The organism is Halorussus rarus (assembly GCF_003369835.1).
GTDB classification, from domain to species: Archaea; Halobacteriota; Halobacteria; order Halobacteriales; family Haladaptataceae; genus Halorussus; species Halorussus rarus.
This window is the reverse complement of sequence record NZ_QPMJ01000002.1, coordinates 170,217-188,064: the sequence shown is the minus strand read 5'-3', so window position 1 is coordinate 188,064 and position 17,848 is coordinate 170,217. Positions and strand designations below refer to the sequence as shown.

Here is a 17,848-nt window from a genome sequence, read left to right as displayed (position 1 = left end):
TTCGGCCGCCGCGGGCGGTTCCGGGCGCGGACTCGGAGCGGGACGCCGGATCCGGACGGCCCCGGCCGCGTCGGACCGAACCGCGTCCCGGATCGTGTGCTCCGAGGTGTCGTACCCCCACGAGTTTTGAAGTACGAGGTGCTCGTACCGGCCTTCATGAAACGCGGACAACAACTTCTGCCGGTCCTCGCGGTGCTGTTCCTCCTGGTCGGCCAGATCGGTCCCGCGGTGGCCGTCGCGTCGTCGGGAGCGGCGGTTCCCTCCTCGAACCAATCGACCCGGGACGGCGGGGCCCGCGGCGTCGACTCCGCCGCCGAGGTCGAGGCGTTCGTCGACGCCGCGATGGCCGAGGACATGGACGAGCACCACGTCTCGGGCGCGACCGTCTCGGTGGTCAAGGACGGCGAACTGCTGTTCGCCGAGGGGTACGGCTACGCCGACCGCCGGAACGCGACGCCGGTCGTCGCGAACCGCACCATGTTCCGCATCGGGTCGGTGTCGAAGCTGTTCGCCTGGACCGCCGCGATGCAGCAGGTCCAGCGCGGTCGACTCGACCCGAACGCGAGCGTGAACCGCTACCTCGGCGAGGTTCAGATCCCCCGGAAGTACGGCGAGCCCGTCACGCTCGAACACCTCGCGACCCACACCGCGGGCTTCGAGGACCAGTACGAGGGCGTCTTCGTCGAGTCGCCCGCGGACGTCCGACCGCTCGGTGAGACCCTGCGGAACGTGCCCGCCCGGGTCCGGCCGCCGGGCGTCGTCACCTCCTACTCCAACTACGGCGCGGCCCTCGCCGGCCACATCGTCGCGCGGCGGGCCGACACCTCGTTCGACAGCTACGTCGAGCGCAACCTCTACGAACCGCTGGACATGACCCAGAGCACCTTCCGCCAGCCGGTGCCGGCCTCGATGCCGGGCAGGCTCTCGGCGGGCTACCGCTACGAGCGCGGTCGGTTCGTCCGCGGCGAGTTCGAGACCGTCGGCGTGCCGCCCGCGGGGTCGATGAGCGCCACGTCGACCGACATGGCGAACTTCATGGTCGCGCACCTCCAGGACGGCCGGTACCGCGACTCGCGCGTCCTCTCGGCGGCGGCCACCGAGCGGATGCACCGCCAGCACTTCACCAACCATCCCGCGGTCGACGGGATGGCGTTCGGCTTCTACGAGCAGGACCGGAACGGCGTCCGCATCATCGGCCACGGCGGCGACACCGAGCTGTTCCACTCCGGACTCTGGCTGTTCCCCGAGCGGGACCTCGGCGTGTTCGTCTCCTACAACAGCGTCGGCGGCGCGGCGGCCCGCGAGGAGTTCATCGGCTCGTTCGTCGACCGGTTCTTCCCGACCGACTCGGAGCCGGCCGCGTCGCCGGTAGCCGCAGATGGTGGCAGCGACATCGCCGACCCGCCGCTCTCGGCGTTCACCGGGGCGTACCGCACCACCCGGATGTCGTACACCGACTTCACCAAGATCGCCGCGGTCAACGGCGACTTCCGGGTCCGGGCGGCCGACGACGGGACGCTGGTGGCCTCGCTACCCGGTCAGGGGACCAGCCGGTGGGTCCGGACCGCGCCGACGGTCTTCGAGGAGGTCGGCGGCGAGGGCCGGATGGCGTTCCGGGTCGAGGACGGCCGAGCGACGTACGTCTTCTTCGACGGCGCCGCGCCCCAGAGCTTCGAGCGCATCGCGCCGTGGGAGACGACGATGGTTCAGGCCGGCCTGCTCGCGGGCGCGCTGCTCGTCGTCCTCTCCGGGCTGGCGGGCTGGCCGGCCGCCGCGCTCTGGCGGCGCGTGCGCCGGTGGCGCCGCAGGAGGCGCGTTGCGAGTGAGGGGACAGCAGTCTCCGCGAACGGTCGCGGGACCGGGAGCGACCGCCCGCGGGCGGCCCGGTGGCTCGCCGGCCTCGCGGGACTGCACGCGGTCGGGTTCCTGGTCGGCTTCGTCGCGCTCCTCGCGACCGACCCGAACAGCATCGTCTTCCGGCCGGGGAGCCTGGGATCGCTGCTCACGGTGCCGCTGGTGTTCGCGGTCACCGCGCTCGGCGTCGTCGCCTTCGCGGTCCTCGCGTGGACCGACCGGTACTGGGGGCTGTTCGGCCGCCTCCACTACACGCTGGTGGCGCTCGCGCTGGTGGCGCTGCTCTGGCAGTTCTCGTACTGGAACATGCTGAGCTACTGGTTCTGAACCCCCGGACGTTCCGCTCTCGGGGAGACCCACCGGCAGCCTGCCGGGTCGCTACGACCGGCGCCGGAATATTTCGAACCGAAATACTCATGCCCGCTCTGTCGCACCGTGGTGGTATGCGAGCCATCGTCAACGGAACCGTTCACACGGTGACGGAGCGCGGGACCATCGAGGACGGCGCGGTGCTGGTCGAGGACGGTGAGATCGCCGCCGTCGGGCCGGCCGACGAGGTGGCGGTGCCCGACGACGCCGAGGTGTTCGACGCCGGCGGGGATCGCGTCACGCCCGGCCTGATCGACGCCCACAGCCACGCAGGGATGGCCGAGTGGGGCGAACCAGAGGACGGCGACGTCAACGAGGTCTCGGACCCGGTGACCCCGCACGTCAACGCGCTCGACGGGTTCCACCCCCGCGACGACGAGCTCAAGCACGCGTTCCAGGGCGGGGTCACGACCGTCTCGGCGCGGATGGGCAGCGCGAACGTGGTCGGTGGAATCATCTGCTCGATGAAGACCTACGGCGACGTCGCCGACCGGATGCTCGTCCGGGAGGACGGCATGAAGGCCGCCTTCGGCGAGAACCCCAAGCGGTTCCACGGCGAGGGGAAGGACCGCCAGCCCGCGACCCGACCGGGCGTCGCGGCCACGCTCCGCCAGGCGCTGATGGACGCCGAGGACTACGTCGAGCGCCGCGCGAAGGCCCGCGAGGACGACGAGCCCTTCGAGCGCGACCTCGGGATGGAGAACCTCGCCCGCGTCGTGGAGGGCGACCTGCCCCTGCGGGTCCACGCCCACCGCGCCGACGACATCGCCACGGTGTTCCGCATCGCCGACGAGTTCGGCATCGACGACCTGTCCATCGAGCACGCGACGGAGGGCCACGTTCTCGCCGAGGAGTTCGTCGAGCGCGACGTACCCGCCGTGGTCGGGCCGACCATCTCGTCGGCCAGCAAGTACGAACTCCGCAACATCACCTTCGAGACGCCGGGCATCCTCCACGAGGCCGGCGTCAAGGTCGCCATCCAGACCGACGCGCCCGTCCTCCCGCAGGAGCACCTCGACGTCTGCGTCGGCCTCGCGGTCCGCGAGGGCCTGCCGAAGGACGTCGCGCTCCGGACCGTCACGCGCAACCCGGCCGAGATTCTGGGCATCGAGGACCGCGTCGGGACGCTCGAGGAGGGGACGGACGCCGACCTCGCGGTCTGGGACGGCCCGATGTTCGAACTCGACTCGGACGCCCGGCAGGTGTTCGTGGAGGGCGAGCGCGTCTACGACAGCGAGCGCGACGACGTCGACCCGCGGGAGGAGTACGCGTGGTAGCGTAGAGGCAGGTCCGTCGCGGAGCGCAGCCGAAAACGCGGAAACTGCTTCGAGTGGTATCGCGCTGCTCTCTGGCGTCAGTGGCGTCCGCGTTCGTTCCGTCCGGACCGGTTTCCGGTACGACAATCAGAAAACTCATATGTCGAGCGACGAGCACAGCGAAGTGAATGTCGCCGTCCCCTCCGTTCGTCGATCGGGAAACCGGTACGATAGATAGAAGACAGGTGCTTCTGGAGGCGATCCCTCTGGCTCGTCTCATCGGAGTGTTCGTCGCCATCGCGCTCGTCCCGTTCGCGTTCGTTTTCGTCTTCGTCGGCAACTCGGCCCTCGGAGCGATATTCACGCTCGCCGCCCAGTTCGTTCTGGCGGTCGGATGCGGCATCGTTCTGATGTACGTCATCTCGCGCGGGATTCAACTGGCCGGCGAGCAGTAGACGCCTACGACGAAGCTCGACGGGTCCGCACGCTCGCGACGCACCTCGTCCTCCAAACGAACCTATTTCATAGTTCCGACGCTTACGCTCCACTGACACGCATGAGTCGAAGCAGGCGGACCGCGGCGGCGCGGGCGCTCGAACGCGGTCTCAGGTACGGTATCGTCGCGGTGTTCGTCGAGGGGTTCCGCCGCCGGAACCCGGGCGCCGTGGTGAACGCCGCGTTCTCGTTCGCGGCCACCTTCGTCCCGAACGCGGTCGAGCGCGTCTGGAACGTGGAGTTCCGGCCGTGGCAGCGCGTCTACGCGAGCGTCGCGATGCTGGCCCACGCGATCGGGATGCTCGGCCCGTACGACGACACCTGGTGGTGGGACCACGTCACCCACACCCTCTCGGCGACCCTGTTCGCCGGGGTCGTCCACGCTGCCGCCCGGCGCCGCGGCCGCGACCCCCGACCGCGGGTCCTCGCAGCGGTCGTCGTCGTCGGCGTTGTCTGGGAACTCCTGGAGTACGGCATCCACGCGGCCAGCGAGCGCGTCGGCATCGACCCGCTACTGGTCTCGTACAGCAGGAAGGACACGCTGCTCGACCTCTGCTTCAACATGCTCGGCGCAGTGCTGGTGCTGGCGTTCGGCGACCGCCTGCTCCGGAACTTCACCCGGGACGCGGAGTGAGCGTCGCGGTTTCTACACTCGCACTCCGGAAAATAGAGGGACGGTACCGCTCGGCCCCGAGACGGGTCGGTTCGGCTACGCCAACCAGTCGTCGGGCTTGGTGTCGTAGTCGACCTCGGTGGCCGCGATGTCCTCGACCTCGCTCCAGTCCAAGTCCTCCATCGTGAACTGCTCGCCGTCGTAGCGCAGGAGCTTGCCGACCTCTTCGGGGTCGGGCTCGCGGTCGCGCCGCCGGGCGATCTCGGCGTCGCGGTCGTCGACCTCCTTCACGATGGTCTTGAGGTTGACCGGCCGGCCCCAGAGGTCGAACACGCGCTCGAGGGTCCGCTTGGCCTGCTCGATGTCCAGCATCACGCCGTTGTAGTGGTGACCCAACAGTAGCTCGTTGCGGTTGTTGTAGTTGCCGTCGTACACCGCGATGGTGGGCTTGCCGAAGTTGGTGAACTGGAGCATCAGCTTCTTCTTGACGTCCTCGTAGTCGGTGCTGGCGACCCGGTAGTCGCCCGTGGTCTGGCTGAACTCGTAGGTGAAGTACTGGTTGTCGGTGACGAACTCCTGGGTCAGGTAGCTGTCGAGGAACGTCACGTCGTTGTTCGACGCCCGGACCTCCCGCATCTTGTCCCAGCCGGTGGTGTAGTCGACGTCGGCCAGCGCCTCCTCGACCGTGTCGTAGCGCGCGTCGTCGACGATGTAGCGGGCGTACTGCTCGAGGTCCTGCTGGGAGACCGACCGGAGGAACCCGCGGTTCTGGCGCTTGCACAGCGAGAAGTGTCGCTCGGCCAGTCCCGCGTAGCTCAGCACCTTCCAGGGGTACCGCTCGACGTCGATGTCGCCGTCGGACTCGTCCGACGAGCCTCCGCTCGCGTCGCTCGCGGAGACGCCCGCTTTGGCGGCGTCCAGCGCCTCGCCGTCGACCTTCTCGGGGACGAGGTCGTCGAGTTCGTCGAGTTCGTCGGGGTCGACCGAGTCGATGCGCGGGTCGGGCGCGAGCAGCTCCTGGACCTCGTCGAAGTCGACCGTGTCGTGGAAGTTCCGCCACGTCACGCCGTCGACCCGCAGGAGCTTGCGGGCGACCTCGCGGCGGTTCTCGGTGTTCTCGATGTACTCCCACAGCTCCTTGCCGAGCTGGTAGGGGTTGAGCCCCGGCGAGTTGAGCACCCGGGCCTGGTGGTCGGCGTACAGCAGGAACTCGTCGTCGCCGGCGAACACCTCCTCGCCCATCATCATCGACTCCCAGTAGGCCGCCCACCCCTCGTTCATCACCTTCGTCAGCTTCTGGGCCGCGAAGTAGTACGACTCGGCCCGGAGCATCTCCAGGATCTCCTTCTGCCACTCGGTCATCTCCTCGGCCTTGCCCGACTCCTCGTCGTAGGCCTTGCCGTGGTCCCGGAGGAACGCCAGCACGTCCATCTCGGGCTCGTCGAGCTCGGCGGCCTCGGCCTGCTCGTCGAGCCACTCCTCGTCGAACACCTGGCGCTTGACCTCGTCGCTGAGGTCCATCTCCTCGAGCTTCTGGTCGAGTTCGTCGTCGACCTCGCCGTCGTCCTCGTCGCCCTCGCGCTCGAACTGGCGCTTGAACGGCTCGTGCTGGTCGATGTTGTCCTCCAGGCAGAGCACGCTGTCGATCCACTGCTCGACCGACTCGCGGTCGATATCGGGGTCGGACATGTACTCCGAGATGCGGTCGGCGTGGCGCTCGAGCAGGGCCGCGGCGTCGAGCTCGTCGGCGAACATCCGGTACCACCGGTTCTTCGCGAAGAAGTCGGCGTGGGCCTCGACGTGGGTGATGACCGCCTTCTGGTCGGCCACGTCGTTGGACTCCTGGAGGAAGGCGTGGGAGGGGTCGTCGTTGATGACGATCTCGAACGCCTTCCCGCCGGTGTACTGGCCCTGCTTCTGCTGGCGGTCGTACTGCATGCCCCACCGCCAGTGGGGGTACCGCTCCTGGAACCCGTTGTACGCGATGAGCTCGTTCATCTCGTCGTAGTCGACCACCCAGTAGTTCACGTCGTAGGGGTCGAGCCCGAGCTTGTGGGCCAGGTTCCGGGCCTCCTCGGCCGGCTCCTGCAGCGGTTCCGCCGCCTTCTTGGTTCGAGGTCGCTCTCTCATGATTCGGCCTCCGTGCTCAGTATCTCGTAGATGGCGTCGGTCACGTCCTCGGGGCTGTTGACGAAGCTGACCGCCACCTCGTCCGACTCGCCGAAGTACTCCTCGACCTCCTCGGCGTGGGTCGCGTTGATGGCCTTCCCGTCAGGCTGGGTCTCCACGTAGGCGTGGAGGTTCGCGGGGATCTCCTCCATCAACGGGATGACGTTCTCGCTGGTGTCGTTCCGGGAGTTCTCGCTGTCGCCGGCCGCGAACACGTAGCGGTTCCAGTCGGTCCACGGGTAGCGCTCGTCGAGCACCGCGGCCGCCAGCTCGTACGCCGACGAGATCTTGGTCCCGCCGCCCGACCGGATGCCGAAGAACTCGTCGCGCTCGACCTCCCAGGCCTCGGCGTCGTGGGCGATGTAGACGAACTCGGCGTTGTCGTACTTCCCGGTCAGGTACCAGTCCAGCGGCGTGAACGTCCGCTCGACCAGTTCGCGCTTCTTCTCGCGCATCGACCCGGAGACGTCCCGGATGTTGACCACGACGACGTTCTTCTCGCGCTCCTCGATAATCTCGGGGTAGCGGTAGCGCTCGTCCTCCTTCCGGAAGGGGACGTGGCGCACGCCCTCCTGCTTTATCTTCTGGGCCGTGGTCCGGTGGGTGACGTTCTCCTCGACCTCCTCGATGGAGTCCCACTTGGTCTTCTCGCCCGCCGGGATCTGGTCGTAGGCCTCCTCCAGCCAGTGCTTCGAGACGTTGATGCTGTTGTCGCGGGCCCACGAGAACGTCCGGTCGGGACCCCACCCGTCGATCTTCAACACCTCCTCGAGGAAGTCGGGGTCGAAGTCCATCGCCAGCTTCCGCTTGAGCCCCTCCTTGAACATCCGCTCGAAGTCGAGCGTCGAGTCGGGGCCCGTGCGGGTCATGTCGGTGAAGTCGCCCTCCTTCTCCTCGACGACCTCCTTGCCCTTCGGCTCGAGGTCGAGCCCGAGTTCGTCGTCGAGCTCCTCGGCGAACTCCTCGGGGTCCATCTCGTAGTAGTCGTGCTCGCCCGACTCGTCGCCGGGGTCGCCCTCCTCGCCCTCGTCGCCGGGCTGGGGCTGTGGTTCGCCGACGGGGTCGCCCACGTCGGGGTCGCCCTGGCCGATGCCGCCCTGGTCGCGCTGGTCGTAGGCGAACTCCGGCAGGTCGACGATCTTGATGGGGATGTTGATTTCGTCGGGCAGGCTCTGGCCAAGGTCGCCGTACTGGATGAAGTCCGCGAGGTCCTCGCGCTTGTCCTCGCCGACCTCGCGGTACCGCTCGAGGTCCTCCCTCAGTCCCATCGTCGGCTCACCTCGGTTCGCTCCGGCCGCCGGTCGGTGCTGTTCAGTCCCATTTGTAGCTCACCTGGCTCATGACGTGCTGGCTGGTCAGTTCGGCCGACGCCTCGGTGTAGCCGAACATCTCGACCATGTTCGCGATGGTCTCGTCTTTGACCGACGCCGTCTCGGTGTTGCCGGGCGGGTCGGCCCACTGGTTGGGGTCGAAGTCCTCGTACACCCGCCGGACGTCGTCCCAGTCGTAGTTCGCGAGCACCGTCTTGATGATGGGGATCTCCTTCGGGTCGATGTCCGACACCGAGAAGTCCTCGTCGCGGTTCTCCCACGCGTGGCGGTTGAGCGCGGTGATGACCTTGTTGCGCCGGAACTCCTCGACCGCGGGCGACGGGCCGTGGTCGGCGCCGTAGCTCTCGGGCGAGAACCGGCCGAGGTGCTCGGTCTCGAACACCTTCATCTTGAGCGCGTCGGGCTCGACCCGCTCGCCCCGGTCGTTCTCGACCTCCTCGTCGGTCGCCCAGGCGTAGACGTGCTCGATGTACTCCTCGACGGTCTCCTCGTCGACGCGCTTGTCGCGCATCATCGCGTCGAGTACGTCCGCCTCCTGGCGCTGGAAGATGTGGTTCTTGACCGGCACCAGCCGGTTCTCGTACTCGGTGCGCTCGGCGGTCGAGAACACCGGCGCGGCGGTCAGCTCCTCGGCCATCGCGTTCAGGATGTCGCGGGGCATGATGACCTCCTCGACCGGGTAGTCGGCGTGGGCGCGGTCGCTCTCGTCGTTGAGCAGGTCCGCGATGACGTCCCGGGTGTAGGTCACCGGAACCCCCTGGTCGCCGTCGTCGGCGTCGTCGTCGAAGTCGAAGTCCTCCTTGTCGAGGCGGTCGTCGCCGTCGAGCAGGTAGCCCCGGTCGAACAGCTTCGCCTTGTCGACGAGGTCGAGGCCCGCGGGCACGTCCTCGCCGTCGAGCCGGGTCACGACGCTGTAGAGCGCCGCGGCCTCGACGGCGTGGGGCGCGAGCTCGCGCTGGCCCACGCCGGCCCCGGAGTCGTCCTTGCGGACCTGGACCGACAGGGGCTCGCGGATGAGGTTCTCGAGCTCGTCGTAGCTGTCGGCCTTCCAGACGTCGGTCTCGTTGGTCAGCTCCCGCCGAATGAGCTCGGCCTCCAGGCTCATGTTGGTGAGGTACTTGAACCGCCGCCGGTCGAGCCGGCGCTTGAGCGCTTTCAGGGGGTCGGCGCCCCCGGCGTCGGCGTGCTGGTTCAGCTGCGCCTCGAGGTCGGGGTTCGAGATGATGAGCAGCTGGGTGTCGATGTCCATCTGGATGCCCTTGTCGAGCTTCACCGTCTTCTCGTCGGGCACGTTGAGCAGCTTCTGGAGCAGGTCGGCGTGCTGGGCCGCGTCCTCCACGACCGTCAGCAGGCCGTTGCCCTGCGAGAGCACCCCGTCGTAGCTGAACGCCTGGGGGTTCTTCCGGCCCCGCGAGTCCAGCTCCTGGAGCATCCCGCGCATCCACGACCCGACGAGCCGCTCCTTGGGCGGTCCGGAGTCCTCCGAGTGGAGCACGCCGATGCCCTGGCCGATGTCGACCACGTAGTTCTTGACCCGGAGGTGGTTCGGGTCGGTGATGGCGCTGAACAGGTCGTCCTCGCCGGTCCGGCGGTACTGCTCCTCGAGGTAGTCGTACGCCTCCCGGCTGAAGGGGTCGAGCGAGCTGTCGACCGTGAGGTCGATGTGGTCGTCGACGCCCTCGTTGATGCGGGCCAGGATGTCCTCGCGGACCGCCTCGGGGAACACCGTCAGCGGGTTGGCCTGGACCGGACTCGGGAACCAGTTCTCCTCGTCGGCGGCCGCCCGCTCCTCGCCGTAGCTCAAACTCCGGGCCCGGCTGGCGCTGGCGATGTTCCACTCGACGGTGTACCGGCGGCCCTCCGGGGTCTTCGAGAACTCCCGGAGGCCGTTGACCAGGCACCGCTTGAGCTCGGACTTGCCGGTCGCGGTCGGGCCGTCGAACCAGATTATCTTCTCGGCCTTCCCCCGCTCGGCCGCGATGGATCGGAGGTCGTCGACGAACGCGTTGAGCACCTCCGTGTTGCCCAGGATCGCGTGCTCGCCGTCGTTGGCGGGGTCGTCGAAGAAGGTGTACCGCTCCTTCTCCTCGCCCTCCTCGATGACGGTCCGGGTGCCCATCGACTCGATGGCCTCGAGCAGGTACTTGCTGGCGTGGGCCGCGACGGTCGGGTTCTCGAACGCCTCCTCGACGAACTCCGGCAGGCTCTTTGGCTCCTCGTAGGTCTCCCGGAGCTCGCGGTCGGCCGCCTCGACGAACGCCTCGCCGTCGGGGGCGTCCTCGCGGCCCGACGGCTCCTCGCGGGACGCGTCGTCGCGTCGCGGACGGTCGTCGTGGCCGGTCGCCACGGTCAGTCCTCCATCTCCGCGCGGGCGACCTCGGCGCCGGCGAACTCCAGCACCTCCTTGGCGCCCTCCCGGGAGTACCCCTGGTCGATGAGCGCTTCGACCCACGCGTTCTGCTCGTCGTCGTCCATCTCGTTGGACGACACCAGCGCGCTGAAGTTGATGTTGTGCTTCTTGTCCTCCCAGAGCTTGCGCTCGAGTGCGCGGCGCAGCCGGTCGTTGTCCTGGGGGTCGAACGGCGAACCCTCGCGGGCGCGCCGCGAGACCCAGTTGCTGACCTCCTGGCGGAAGTCGTCCTTTCGGTCCCGCGGGATGTCGAGCTTCTCCTCGACCGCCCGGAGGAAGCTCTCGTCGGGCTCCTGCTCGCGGCCGGTGAGCTCGTCCTCGACGGTGTCGTCGTCGATGTACGCCATCACGTGGTCCATGTACTTCTCGCCCTGGCGCTGGATCTCCTCGATGTCGTAGGCCAGCGCGTGGCGGACGTCCTCGATGGCGCGGTCCTTGTACTCCTCGCGGACCATCTCGAGGTAGCGGTAGTACGTCTCGAAGTTCTCCTCCGGGATGGAGCCGTGGTTCTCGAGGTTCTCCTCGAAGTGGTTGAACACCGACAGCGGGGAGAGGAACCCGCGGTCGCGGTGGGTGGAGTTCATGATGGCCTCGGCGATCTCGTCGCCGATGAACCGGGCCGAGACGCCCTCCATCCCCTCGCCGATGTCGGCGCTCTCCTCGCCCTCCTCGCGGAGCTTCTTGACGTCGACGTCCTCGCCGTCCTTGATCTCGCCGTTGTAGGCCTTGACCTTCTGCATCAGGTCGACCGTCTCGGAGTCGGGCTCCTCGATGCGGGTCAACACGCCGAACAGGCCCGCCATCTCGAGCGTGTGGGGCTCGATGTGGACGTCGGGCACGTCGGCGTTGAACAGCATCTTCCGGTAGATCTGGGACTCCTCGTCGTACTCGAGGACGTACGGGAAGTCGATCCGCTTGGTCCGGTCGTTGAACGCCTCCATCTTCTCGTCGCCCTTCTTGTCCCGGTACTCGGGCATGTTCGTCCGGCCGACGATGACCTGGTCGATGTCGATCCGGGGGTTGTTCTTGGGCTTGATGGTCTGCTCCTGGGTCGCGTGGAGGAAGTCGTAGAGGAACTCCCGCTGGAGCTTCAGCAGCTCCTCGCCCGAGAAGATGCCGCGGTTGGCGTTGCAGAACGCCCCCGAGTAGTCGAACGCGCGCGGGTCGGACTCGCCGTAGATGGCGATCTTGCTGTAGTTGACGTCGCCGGTGAGCTCTGTCTCGTCCTGGTTCTTCTTGTCCTTGGGCTCGAACGTCTCGACGGCCTGGCGCTTGTTCTCGTCGGCGGTGAGCCGGACGACCTCGACGTGGTTCTCGAGGACCTGCTGGATGTCGTCGTCGTAGTACGCCAGCAGCTCGTCCATGTAGAACGCCGATGCGGGGTCGAGCGACTGCTCGTTCTGGATGGTGTAGGGCGCGTCGAGGTTCTCGTTCAGGTCGTCGATGACCCGCTGGCGCTGTTCGACCGGGAGCAACACGAGGGGGTCCTGGTTCATCGGCGACCGGACCGTGTCGTCGGCGGGGTCCTGGTCGTGGATGACGTCGCAGAGGTTGGTCCACTTGTAAGTGTACATCCGGCCCTCCTCGCTGAGGGTGTAGTCCTCGAAGTAGGTCCGGACCTGCCGGTCGAAGTCGGACTTGCCCGACCCCACCGGGCCGAGGAGGAGCTTGATGCGCTTCTCGGGCCCCAGCCCGCGGGCGCCGGACTTGACCTTGTTCACGAACTCGTGGATCGCCCGGTGGATCTCGTGGCCGTAGAAGGTGTTCTCGCCGTCGTGAAGGGGGTCCTCCGAGGCGAGCAGGTACTCGACGACGCCGGCGTCCTCGTCGTACTCGGTGCCGTAGTAGTCGAACATGTCGGCCACCCGCTGGTGGGCGTTCCGGGCGATCTTGGGGTCGTCGTAGACGGCGTCGAGGTACCAGTCGAACGACTTGGTCTCCCGGAGGTCTTCGGGCATCGATTCCTGGTATCGCTGGCTGAGTTCTTCCAGTGTTTCTGTCATCGTATCACGCGTATCGTTGGGAGAGGCGGGCGAGAGCGCGAGCGGCTGACCGGTGGTGTTGCGGTTCGCGGACGGAGTATGTGGTAGTCGTACGTGCACATATCGTTGACGGCCAGCTGCCACCCGAGAACTCGTCGGAGACGCGGCGCTGTCGGCGCCACGTATCCCTTTGGAGTCCTTCGGTCCCGCTCGTGCGCGGGACGCTCGCGTTCTGGCCGTCCATGTGCGTGCCATCCCCACACCCTGTTCACGGCGGCGTTCACGTCGGAGGGCGACGGACTCGGGCGGACGTGAAAGGGTTCTGGTAGGTGTTACCGTGTACCGCGTGGGTCGCTACCACCGATACTATTTAATGGATGGGATGAAGCGATATATAACTGTTGGCTTGGCTCAGAATTGACTTAGGATAAATTAAATCCATTGAACGACGACGACTGACGCGGGAGAGGGGCGTCACCCCGCCAGCGACGGTACCGCGTCCATCCCTCTTTTAAGTGAGTCCGGCCGGATTCGAGCCACCCGGTCGACCACCGGACGAGTCCACGACCGGCAAGGCCTTACGAGGCAGGACCGAACCGACCGGCATGAGCGACGCCGACCCGAGTGAGCGCGAGGCGACCGACGCCGACCCGCCCGCCGGCTGGACCGTCTGGAACGACGACCCCGACGGCCGGCGCATCCTCGCCTACCGCCCGGACGTGTTCGACGGCGACCGGTTCCCGGCGGCGTGCATGCCCACGCTGTACGTCGCCCCGGGCGCGCCGAACCGCCCGGCCGCGGAGGCCGAGTACGGGACGACCGAGGTCTGGCGCGTCGAGTTCTTCCTCGAACCCGAGGTCGAACTGGTTCCCGCGCGCACGTACGACACTCGCGAGGCCGCGGTGGAGGGCGCCGACGAACTGGCGGCCGAGTTCGCTCGGGGCGAACTCGACTACCGGGACGCGTATCAGGTCCCCCGCGAGGAGTACCTCGACGAGCTCGACGAGGTGACCGGCGAGTAGCGGAAGCCGGAAATGATCGGGAACAGAGGAATCCGACCGACGGAACCACCGCCGCGGACGTTCGGTGATCCAGACCAACGGCGGGTGGGACTGAAAGGGGCCGCCCGGTCGCGGGCTTTCGAGGACGAAACGGCCTCAGTTCACTCGTTTTATCCCGCCTTCGTCATGAGAGTAGCGGAAAAGCACCCGACCCGGATGACGAGAGCCTTAACCGGGCGGCCCGCGTAGCCCGCGCCATGTCGTCCATCACCCTCATCGGAACCCGCCTCGCCGAGCCCGGACAGGAGTTCGTCTACCGCGGTGAGTCGTCGGCCTGCGAAGGATGCCCGTATCGGGACCAGTGTCTGAACCTCTCGGAGGGAGTGCGCTACCGAATCGAAGACGTGCGCGAGGGCGCCCAGACCCTCGACTGCGCCGTCCACGACACCGGCGTCACGGCGGTCGAGGTCGACCCGGTCGGCGTGAAGGCCAACGTCCCCGCGAAGAACGCCTACGCCGGCAGCAAGGCCAGCCTCGCGGGCCCGTGCCCCCACACTGAATGCCCGAGCCACGAGTACTGCGAGCCCGCGGGCGCCGACTTCGACGAGGACCGCCAGATCACCGAGATACTCGGCGATCCGCCGCACGACTACTGCATGCTCGACCGAGATCTGACGCTGGTCGAGTTCGCTCCGGAGGAGGAGTGAGAAACGCCTAACTCCTGTTTTTCTCCGTCAGCACTCGGCAAGATTGCGTGTTGAGTAAAGCTAGCTACTGCCGTCACCTGTGTTACCGCAACCGCACAGCACCGCGAGGACCACACACCTCCCCAGCCTCCTGCGCTACTCGGCCTCCACTCCGTTCCGGTCTGCGATGCTCGTCCCTCGCGCACGTCGGCGCGGCCACTGGCGGGCCGCGCCAGCGCGCGCCGGAGTGGTATATTCGGTAGTGATTCTCGCCGTGGGGGTCAGACCTCGTCCAGATACCCCGCGAACGCCTCGGCTGCGCGCTCGTAGGGGTCCGGACTCGTCGCGTCGACGCCCAGTCGCTCCAGTTGCTCCAGCGGGCCGCGCCGACCGGTGGTCCGGAGGAAGTCGCGGTACTCGCCGGGGGTCAGACTCCCCTCGCGTAACCGATCGCGGACGACCAGCGCCCCCGTTGCGCCGAGGACGTACTGGAAGCTGCTGTACGGCCGGCGGAGCCCCCTGCCGAGCCAGTCCCGGCTCCCGCGGTCGCCGTACTCCACTCCCGGCCGGAACTCGCCGAGCAGGTCGGCGTAGGCGCCTCGGATTCGCTCGGCCGAGAGGTCCCGCCCGTCCTCGAGGGCCGTGGCGAGGTGGTGGTCGAACGCCGAGCCCATCGTCGACCCGTAGAGGTTCCCGCCGAGGCACTCCAGCAGGCGGTTGGCGGCGTGGTCCGCGAGCGCGCCGCCCTCTTCCAGCCAGTGCTCGACCAGCAGAATCTCGTGGAGGATGGACGGAACCTCGCAGACGGCGTTCGGACAGGTCGCGCGCCGGGTCGGCCCCTCGCGGTGGTACGCGACGTTGAGCGCGTGGCCGAGTTCGTGGCAGACGAAGGAGGCGGTGCGGACGTCCCCGCGGTAGTTCGCCAGCACGAACGCGCCGTCGGCGGCCGACGACGGACAGTACGCCGGGATGTCGGTCCGCTTGCTCCCGGTGGGGAAGACGTCGATCCGGCGCTCGTCGAAGAACGACCGGACGCGGGCGACGTACTCCTCCCCGAGTGGTTCGAGGGCGTCGAGAATGTGCGCCTTCGCCTCCTCGTAGGAAAGCTCCGGGGTCGGAGCGTTCGCGACCGACACCTCGAGGTCCCAGGGCCGGAGGGTGTCGACGCCGAGTCGCTCCCGGCGCAGCTCCTGGGCGCGGTGGAACGGGTCCAAATTCGCCCGCACCGCGTCGAGCATCGCGTCGTGGGCTTCTCCCGGCAGCGAGGGCTCGAGGCCGTTCTCCGGATAGGTCCCACGGAAGTCGCGGTCCCGGATCGAGTCGTACCCCCGGACGTCGACCTCGGTGGCGGCGGCCGCGAACTTCTCTGCGTAGGCCCGCGCGAGGGTGTGCTCGAAGCGGTCCAGTTCGCTTCGGTAGGCCTCGTACACCCGGCGGCGGTAGTCGCGGTCGGGGTGCGACAGTTCGTCCCGGTAGTTGCCGTACCGGAGCGCGACCGTCTCGCCGTCGGGCCGCTCGACGCTCGGCGGGTCGAAGTCCTCGGTCGTGACCGCCCGGATCACTCGGGTCGGCGCGGACCGGACCTCGGCGTGGGCCGCGACCGCGTCCTCGGCGTCGGGCGAGCGGACTCGACTCGCCCGGTCGCGGAGGTGGTCGGCGTATCGACGGTAGTCGTCGAGGTCCGCCGCGAGCGCGTCGAGGCGGTCGTCGTCGGTCTCGCGGAGACGGCGAAGGACGGCCGCAATCGTGGGCTCGAAATCGGCGTCGAGGTCGCGGAGCCGCCGCTGCCGGTCGGCGGCCGCGTCGGACTCGGTGTCGACGTCCGCGTAGAGCGTTGCGTACAGGTCGAGGCGCTGTCGCCGGCGGTAGCAGTCCTCGGTGCGTTCGAGCAGCGCCCGGAGGTCGGCGGCGGTCTCGACCGACTTCTCGGCCCGGGAGTCGAGCGCGCGCAGCTCCTCGCGGAGCGCGGCCGCGGCGTCGTCCCAGTCGTCGGGCGTCTCGAAGATGCGCGTCAGGTCGAATCGGTGCTCGGGGTCGACGTCGTCTCTGGCTGGTGGACTCATGGCTGCGGTTCGTGGGGCGGCTGCCGGTGCGGCGTGACTGGCAGCCGCTGGGGTGGCGTTCGGCTACCGATGCGAGCGGCTGGCCGGGGGCGAGCGCCGGCCGGGAGAAGTTAGCGGGTCATCGGTCGCCTGCCGTTGGTCGTAGCTGTCACGCCGCCGTAATAACTCTACCGCCGGTCGCGGCGTCTCGGCATCCGTCGTCCGCCCCCGGCCGGCGGCGTGTGGGGAAGACTATTTTAGATGCGGAACACTACCGTACCGTATGATACCACTCGAAGAGGCGGTCACCGCGCGCCTCGAATCCCACGGCGAACGGTTCGAGGTACTGGTCGACCCGGACGCGGCGCTCGCCATCAAGCGCGGCGAGTTCGAGGGCGAACTGGAGGACGTCATCGCGGCCGAGGACGTGTTCGAGAACGCGAGCCGCGGCGACCGACCCGCGGAGTCGGCGCTCGAAGAGGTGTTCGGCACGACCGACCCGCTCGAGATCATCCCCCAGGTCATCGAGGACGGGGAGATCCAGATCACGGCCGAGCAGCGCCGCGAGATGCAGGATCAGAAGCACAAGCAGCTGGTTAACCGCATCACCCGGAACGCGGTCAACCCCCAGATGGACAACGCGCCCCACCCGCCCGAGCGCATCGAGTCGGCGCTGGAGGAGACCGACTTCCGGGTCGACCCGATGGAGCCGGTCGAGACCCAGGTCGACGAGGCGCTCGACGCGCTCCGGCCGGTCATCCCCATCCGGTTCGACGAGGTGACCGTCGCGGTCCAGGTGCCGGCCGACTACGCCGGCAGCGCCCAGGCCAAGATCCGGCAGTTCGGCGACCTCGAGCGCGAGGAGTGGCAGAACGACGGCGGCTGGGTCGGCGTGCTCACGTTCCCGGCCGGGATGCAGAACGAGTTCTACGACCTCGTGAACGAGCACACCAGCGGCGAGGCCGAGACTCGCATCATCAAGGACGAGGACGAGCTCAGCACGCGGTAGGACTCGGTGAGGAAACGGTCAGCAGGCGATTCGAGTCGGACGGACGGGGAACGCGAAAAGCGGGGCGGTCCGTCGAGCTATCCCTTCCGGAAGCCGAGCAGGAAGCCGCCGGTGAAGCCGGCGCCGACCGAGAGGGTCGAGAGGATGGTCGTCACCCACGACGGCGGCGCGCCGCTCTGGGCCGTCTCGCCCGCCTGCAGCACGCCCGCGGTGAGCCGGTTCCAGTCGACGGTCAGGATCTCTCTCGACTCGAGGAACTTGAAGAGGGCCAGTTCGAGGCCGACGATGACGGCGATCAGCTTCGCCACCTTCTTGGCGGCGAAGCCGATGACGCCGCCGACGACGGCCCCGGACCCGAACTCGAGTCCGAGTTGCTGGGGGTCTATCGGCAGGGGCATACGACCATCCCCACAGCGGTGGGATAAGACTCTTGTGGTAATCACGACCCGGCGTTGAACCGAACCGAGCGATCGGTTCATTCTACGGCGGAAGTCGACGGAGTTCTGAGAGGACTGCGCAACGACCCGGCTCGGGGAATCCGCGGTGGACCGGACCCTGAATCCGGCGCATCATTCAAAAGGTACGGGGTCGTATGGCCGCACATGGGCATCGTGGGTGCGGAAACCGAGGT

General features: G+C 68.0%; 13 protein-coding genes. 7 read left to right on the top strand and 6 right to left on the bottom strand.

What is annotated here, in order from left to right:
- Positions 1-156 precede the first annotated feature (156 nt).
- The 4 genes from DVR07_RS09205 (at position 157) to DVR07_RS09190 (ending at position 4,608) form a co-directional block, all read left to right on the top strand.
- The gene (locus DVR07_RS09205) at positions 157-2,181 is read left to right on the top strand and encodes a serine hydrolase domain-containing protein (protein WP_115796615.1); all 2,025 of its coding nucleotides are present in this window, start codon (positions 157-159) and stop codon (positions 2,179-2,181) included.
- 116 nt (positions 2,182-2,297) lie between these two features.
- Entirely contained in the window at positions 2,298-3,500 is a 1,203-nt protein-coding gene (locus tag DVR07_RS09200) for an amidohydrolase (protein WP_115796613.1), read from the top strand.
- Between the two features lie 167 nt (positions 3,501-3,667).
- A complete protein-coding gene (locus DVR07_RS09195; RefSeq protein WP_115796610.1) occupies positions 3,668-3,934 on the top strand; it encodes a hypothetical protein in 267 nt (88 codons plus the stop codon).
- A 101-nt stretch (positions 3,935-4,035) separates the two neighbouring features.
- Complete coding sequence (locus tag DVR07_RS09190; RefSeq protein WP_115796608.1) at positions 4,036-4,608, top strand: hypothetical protein; 573 nt, start codon at positions 4,036-4,038, stop codon at positions 4,606-4,608.
- A gap of 75 nt (positions 4,609-4,683) precedes the next feature.
- On the opposite strand, the gene DVR07_RS09185 is transcribed toward DVR07_RS09190, so the two are convergent.
- The 4 genes from DVR07_RS09185 to DVR07_RS09170 are packed head-to-tail and all read right to left on the bottom strand — an operon-like array spanning position 4,684 to position 12,500.
- The gene (locus DVR07_RS09185; RefSeq protein WP_115796606.1) at positions 4,684-6,717 is read right to left on the bottom strand and encodes a SpoVR family protein; all 2,034 of its coding nucleotides are present in this window, start codon (positions 6,715-6,717) and stop codon (positions 4,684-4,686) included.
- Positions 6,714-8,024, bottom strand: a complete 1,311-nt coding sequence (locus DVR07_RS09180) for a YeaH/YhbH family protein (RefSeq protein WP_115796604.1) — start codon at positions 8,022-8,024, stop codon at positions 6,714-6,716. Before DVR07_RS09180 ends, DVR07_RS09185 begins: the two co-directional genes overlap by 4 nt.
- 43 nt (positions 8,025-8,067) lie before the next feature.
- Positions 8,068-10,434: a PrkA family serine protein kinase gene (locus DVR07_RS09175; protein ID WP_115796602.1), complete on the bottom strand. Its 2,367-nt coding sequence runs from the start codon at positions 10,432-10,434 to the stop codon at positions 8,068-8,070.
- A gap of 2 nt (positions 10,435-10,436) precedes the next feature.
- A complete protein-coding gene (locus tag DVR07_RS09170) occupies positions 10,437-12,500 on the bottom strand; it encodes a PrkA family serine protein kinase (RefSeq protein ID WP_115796600.1) in 2,064 nt (687 codons plus the stop codon).
- A gap of 584 nt (positions 12,501-13,084) precedes the next feature.
- On the opposite strand from DVR07_RS09170, the gene DVR07_RS09165 reads away from it, so the two are divergent.
- Together DVR07_RS09165 and DVR07_RS09160 are read left to right on the top strand one after the other, a co-directional pair.
- Positions 13,085-13,501 carry a DUF5820 family protein gene (locus tag DVR07_RS09165; RefSeq protein WP_115796597.1) on the top strand — a complete coding sequence of 139 codons (417 nt, stop codon included), beginning with the start codon at positions 13,085-13,087 and terminating at the stop codon, positions 13,499-13,501.
- Positions 13,502-13,737: 236 nt separating this feature from the next.
- Positions 13,738-14,187 (top strand): UPF0179 family protein, encoded by a 450-nt coding sequence (locus DVR07_RS09160; protein ID WP_115796595.1) that lies wholly within the window; start codon positions 13,738-13,740, stop codon positions 14,185-14,187.
- A 260-nt stretch (positions 14,188-14,447) separates the two neighbouring features.
- Here DVR07_RS09160 and DVR07_RS09155 read toward each other — a convergent pair whose 3' ends face one another.
- Complete coding sequence (locus tag DVR07_RS09155; protein WP_115796594.1) at positions 14,448-16,229, bottom strand: M3 family oligoendopeptidase; 1,782 nt, start codon at positions 16,227-16,229, stop codon at positions 14,448-14,450.
- A 262-nt stretch (positions 16,230-16,491) separates the two neighbouring features.
- Here DVR07_RS09155 and DVR07_RS09150 point away from each other — a divergent pair, with 262 nt between their 5' ends.
- On the top strand, positions 16,492-17,217 hold the full coding sequence (locus DVR07_RS09150) for a ribosome assembly factor SBDS (protein ID WP_115796592.1): 726 nt from the start codon (positions 16,492-16,494) through the stop codon (positions 17,215-17,217).
- Between the two features lie 77 nt (positions 17,218-17,294).
- On the opposite strand, the gene DVR07_RS09145 is transcribed toward DVR07_RS09150, so the two are convergent.
- Positions 17,295-17,615, bottom strand: a complete 321-nt coding sequence (locus tag DVR07_RS09145; RefSeq protein WP_115796591.1) for an FUN14 domain-containing protein — start codon at positions 17,613-17,615, stop codon at positions 17,295-17,297.
- Positions 17,616-17,848: the final 233 nt, after the last annotated feature.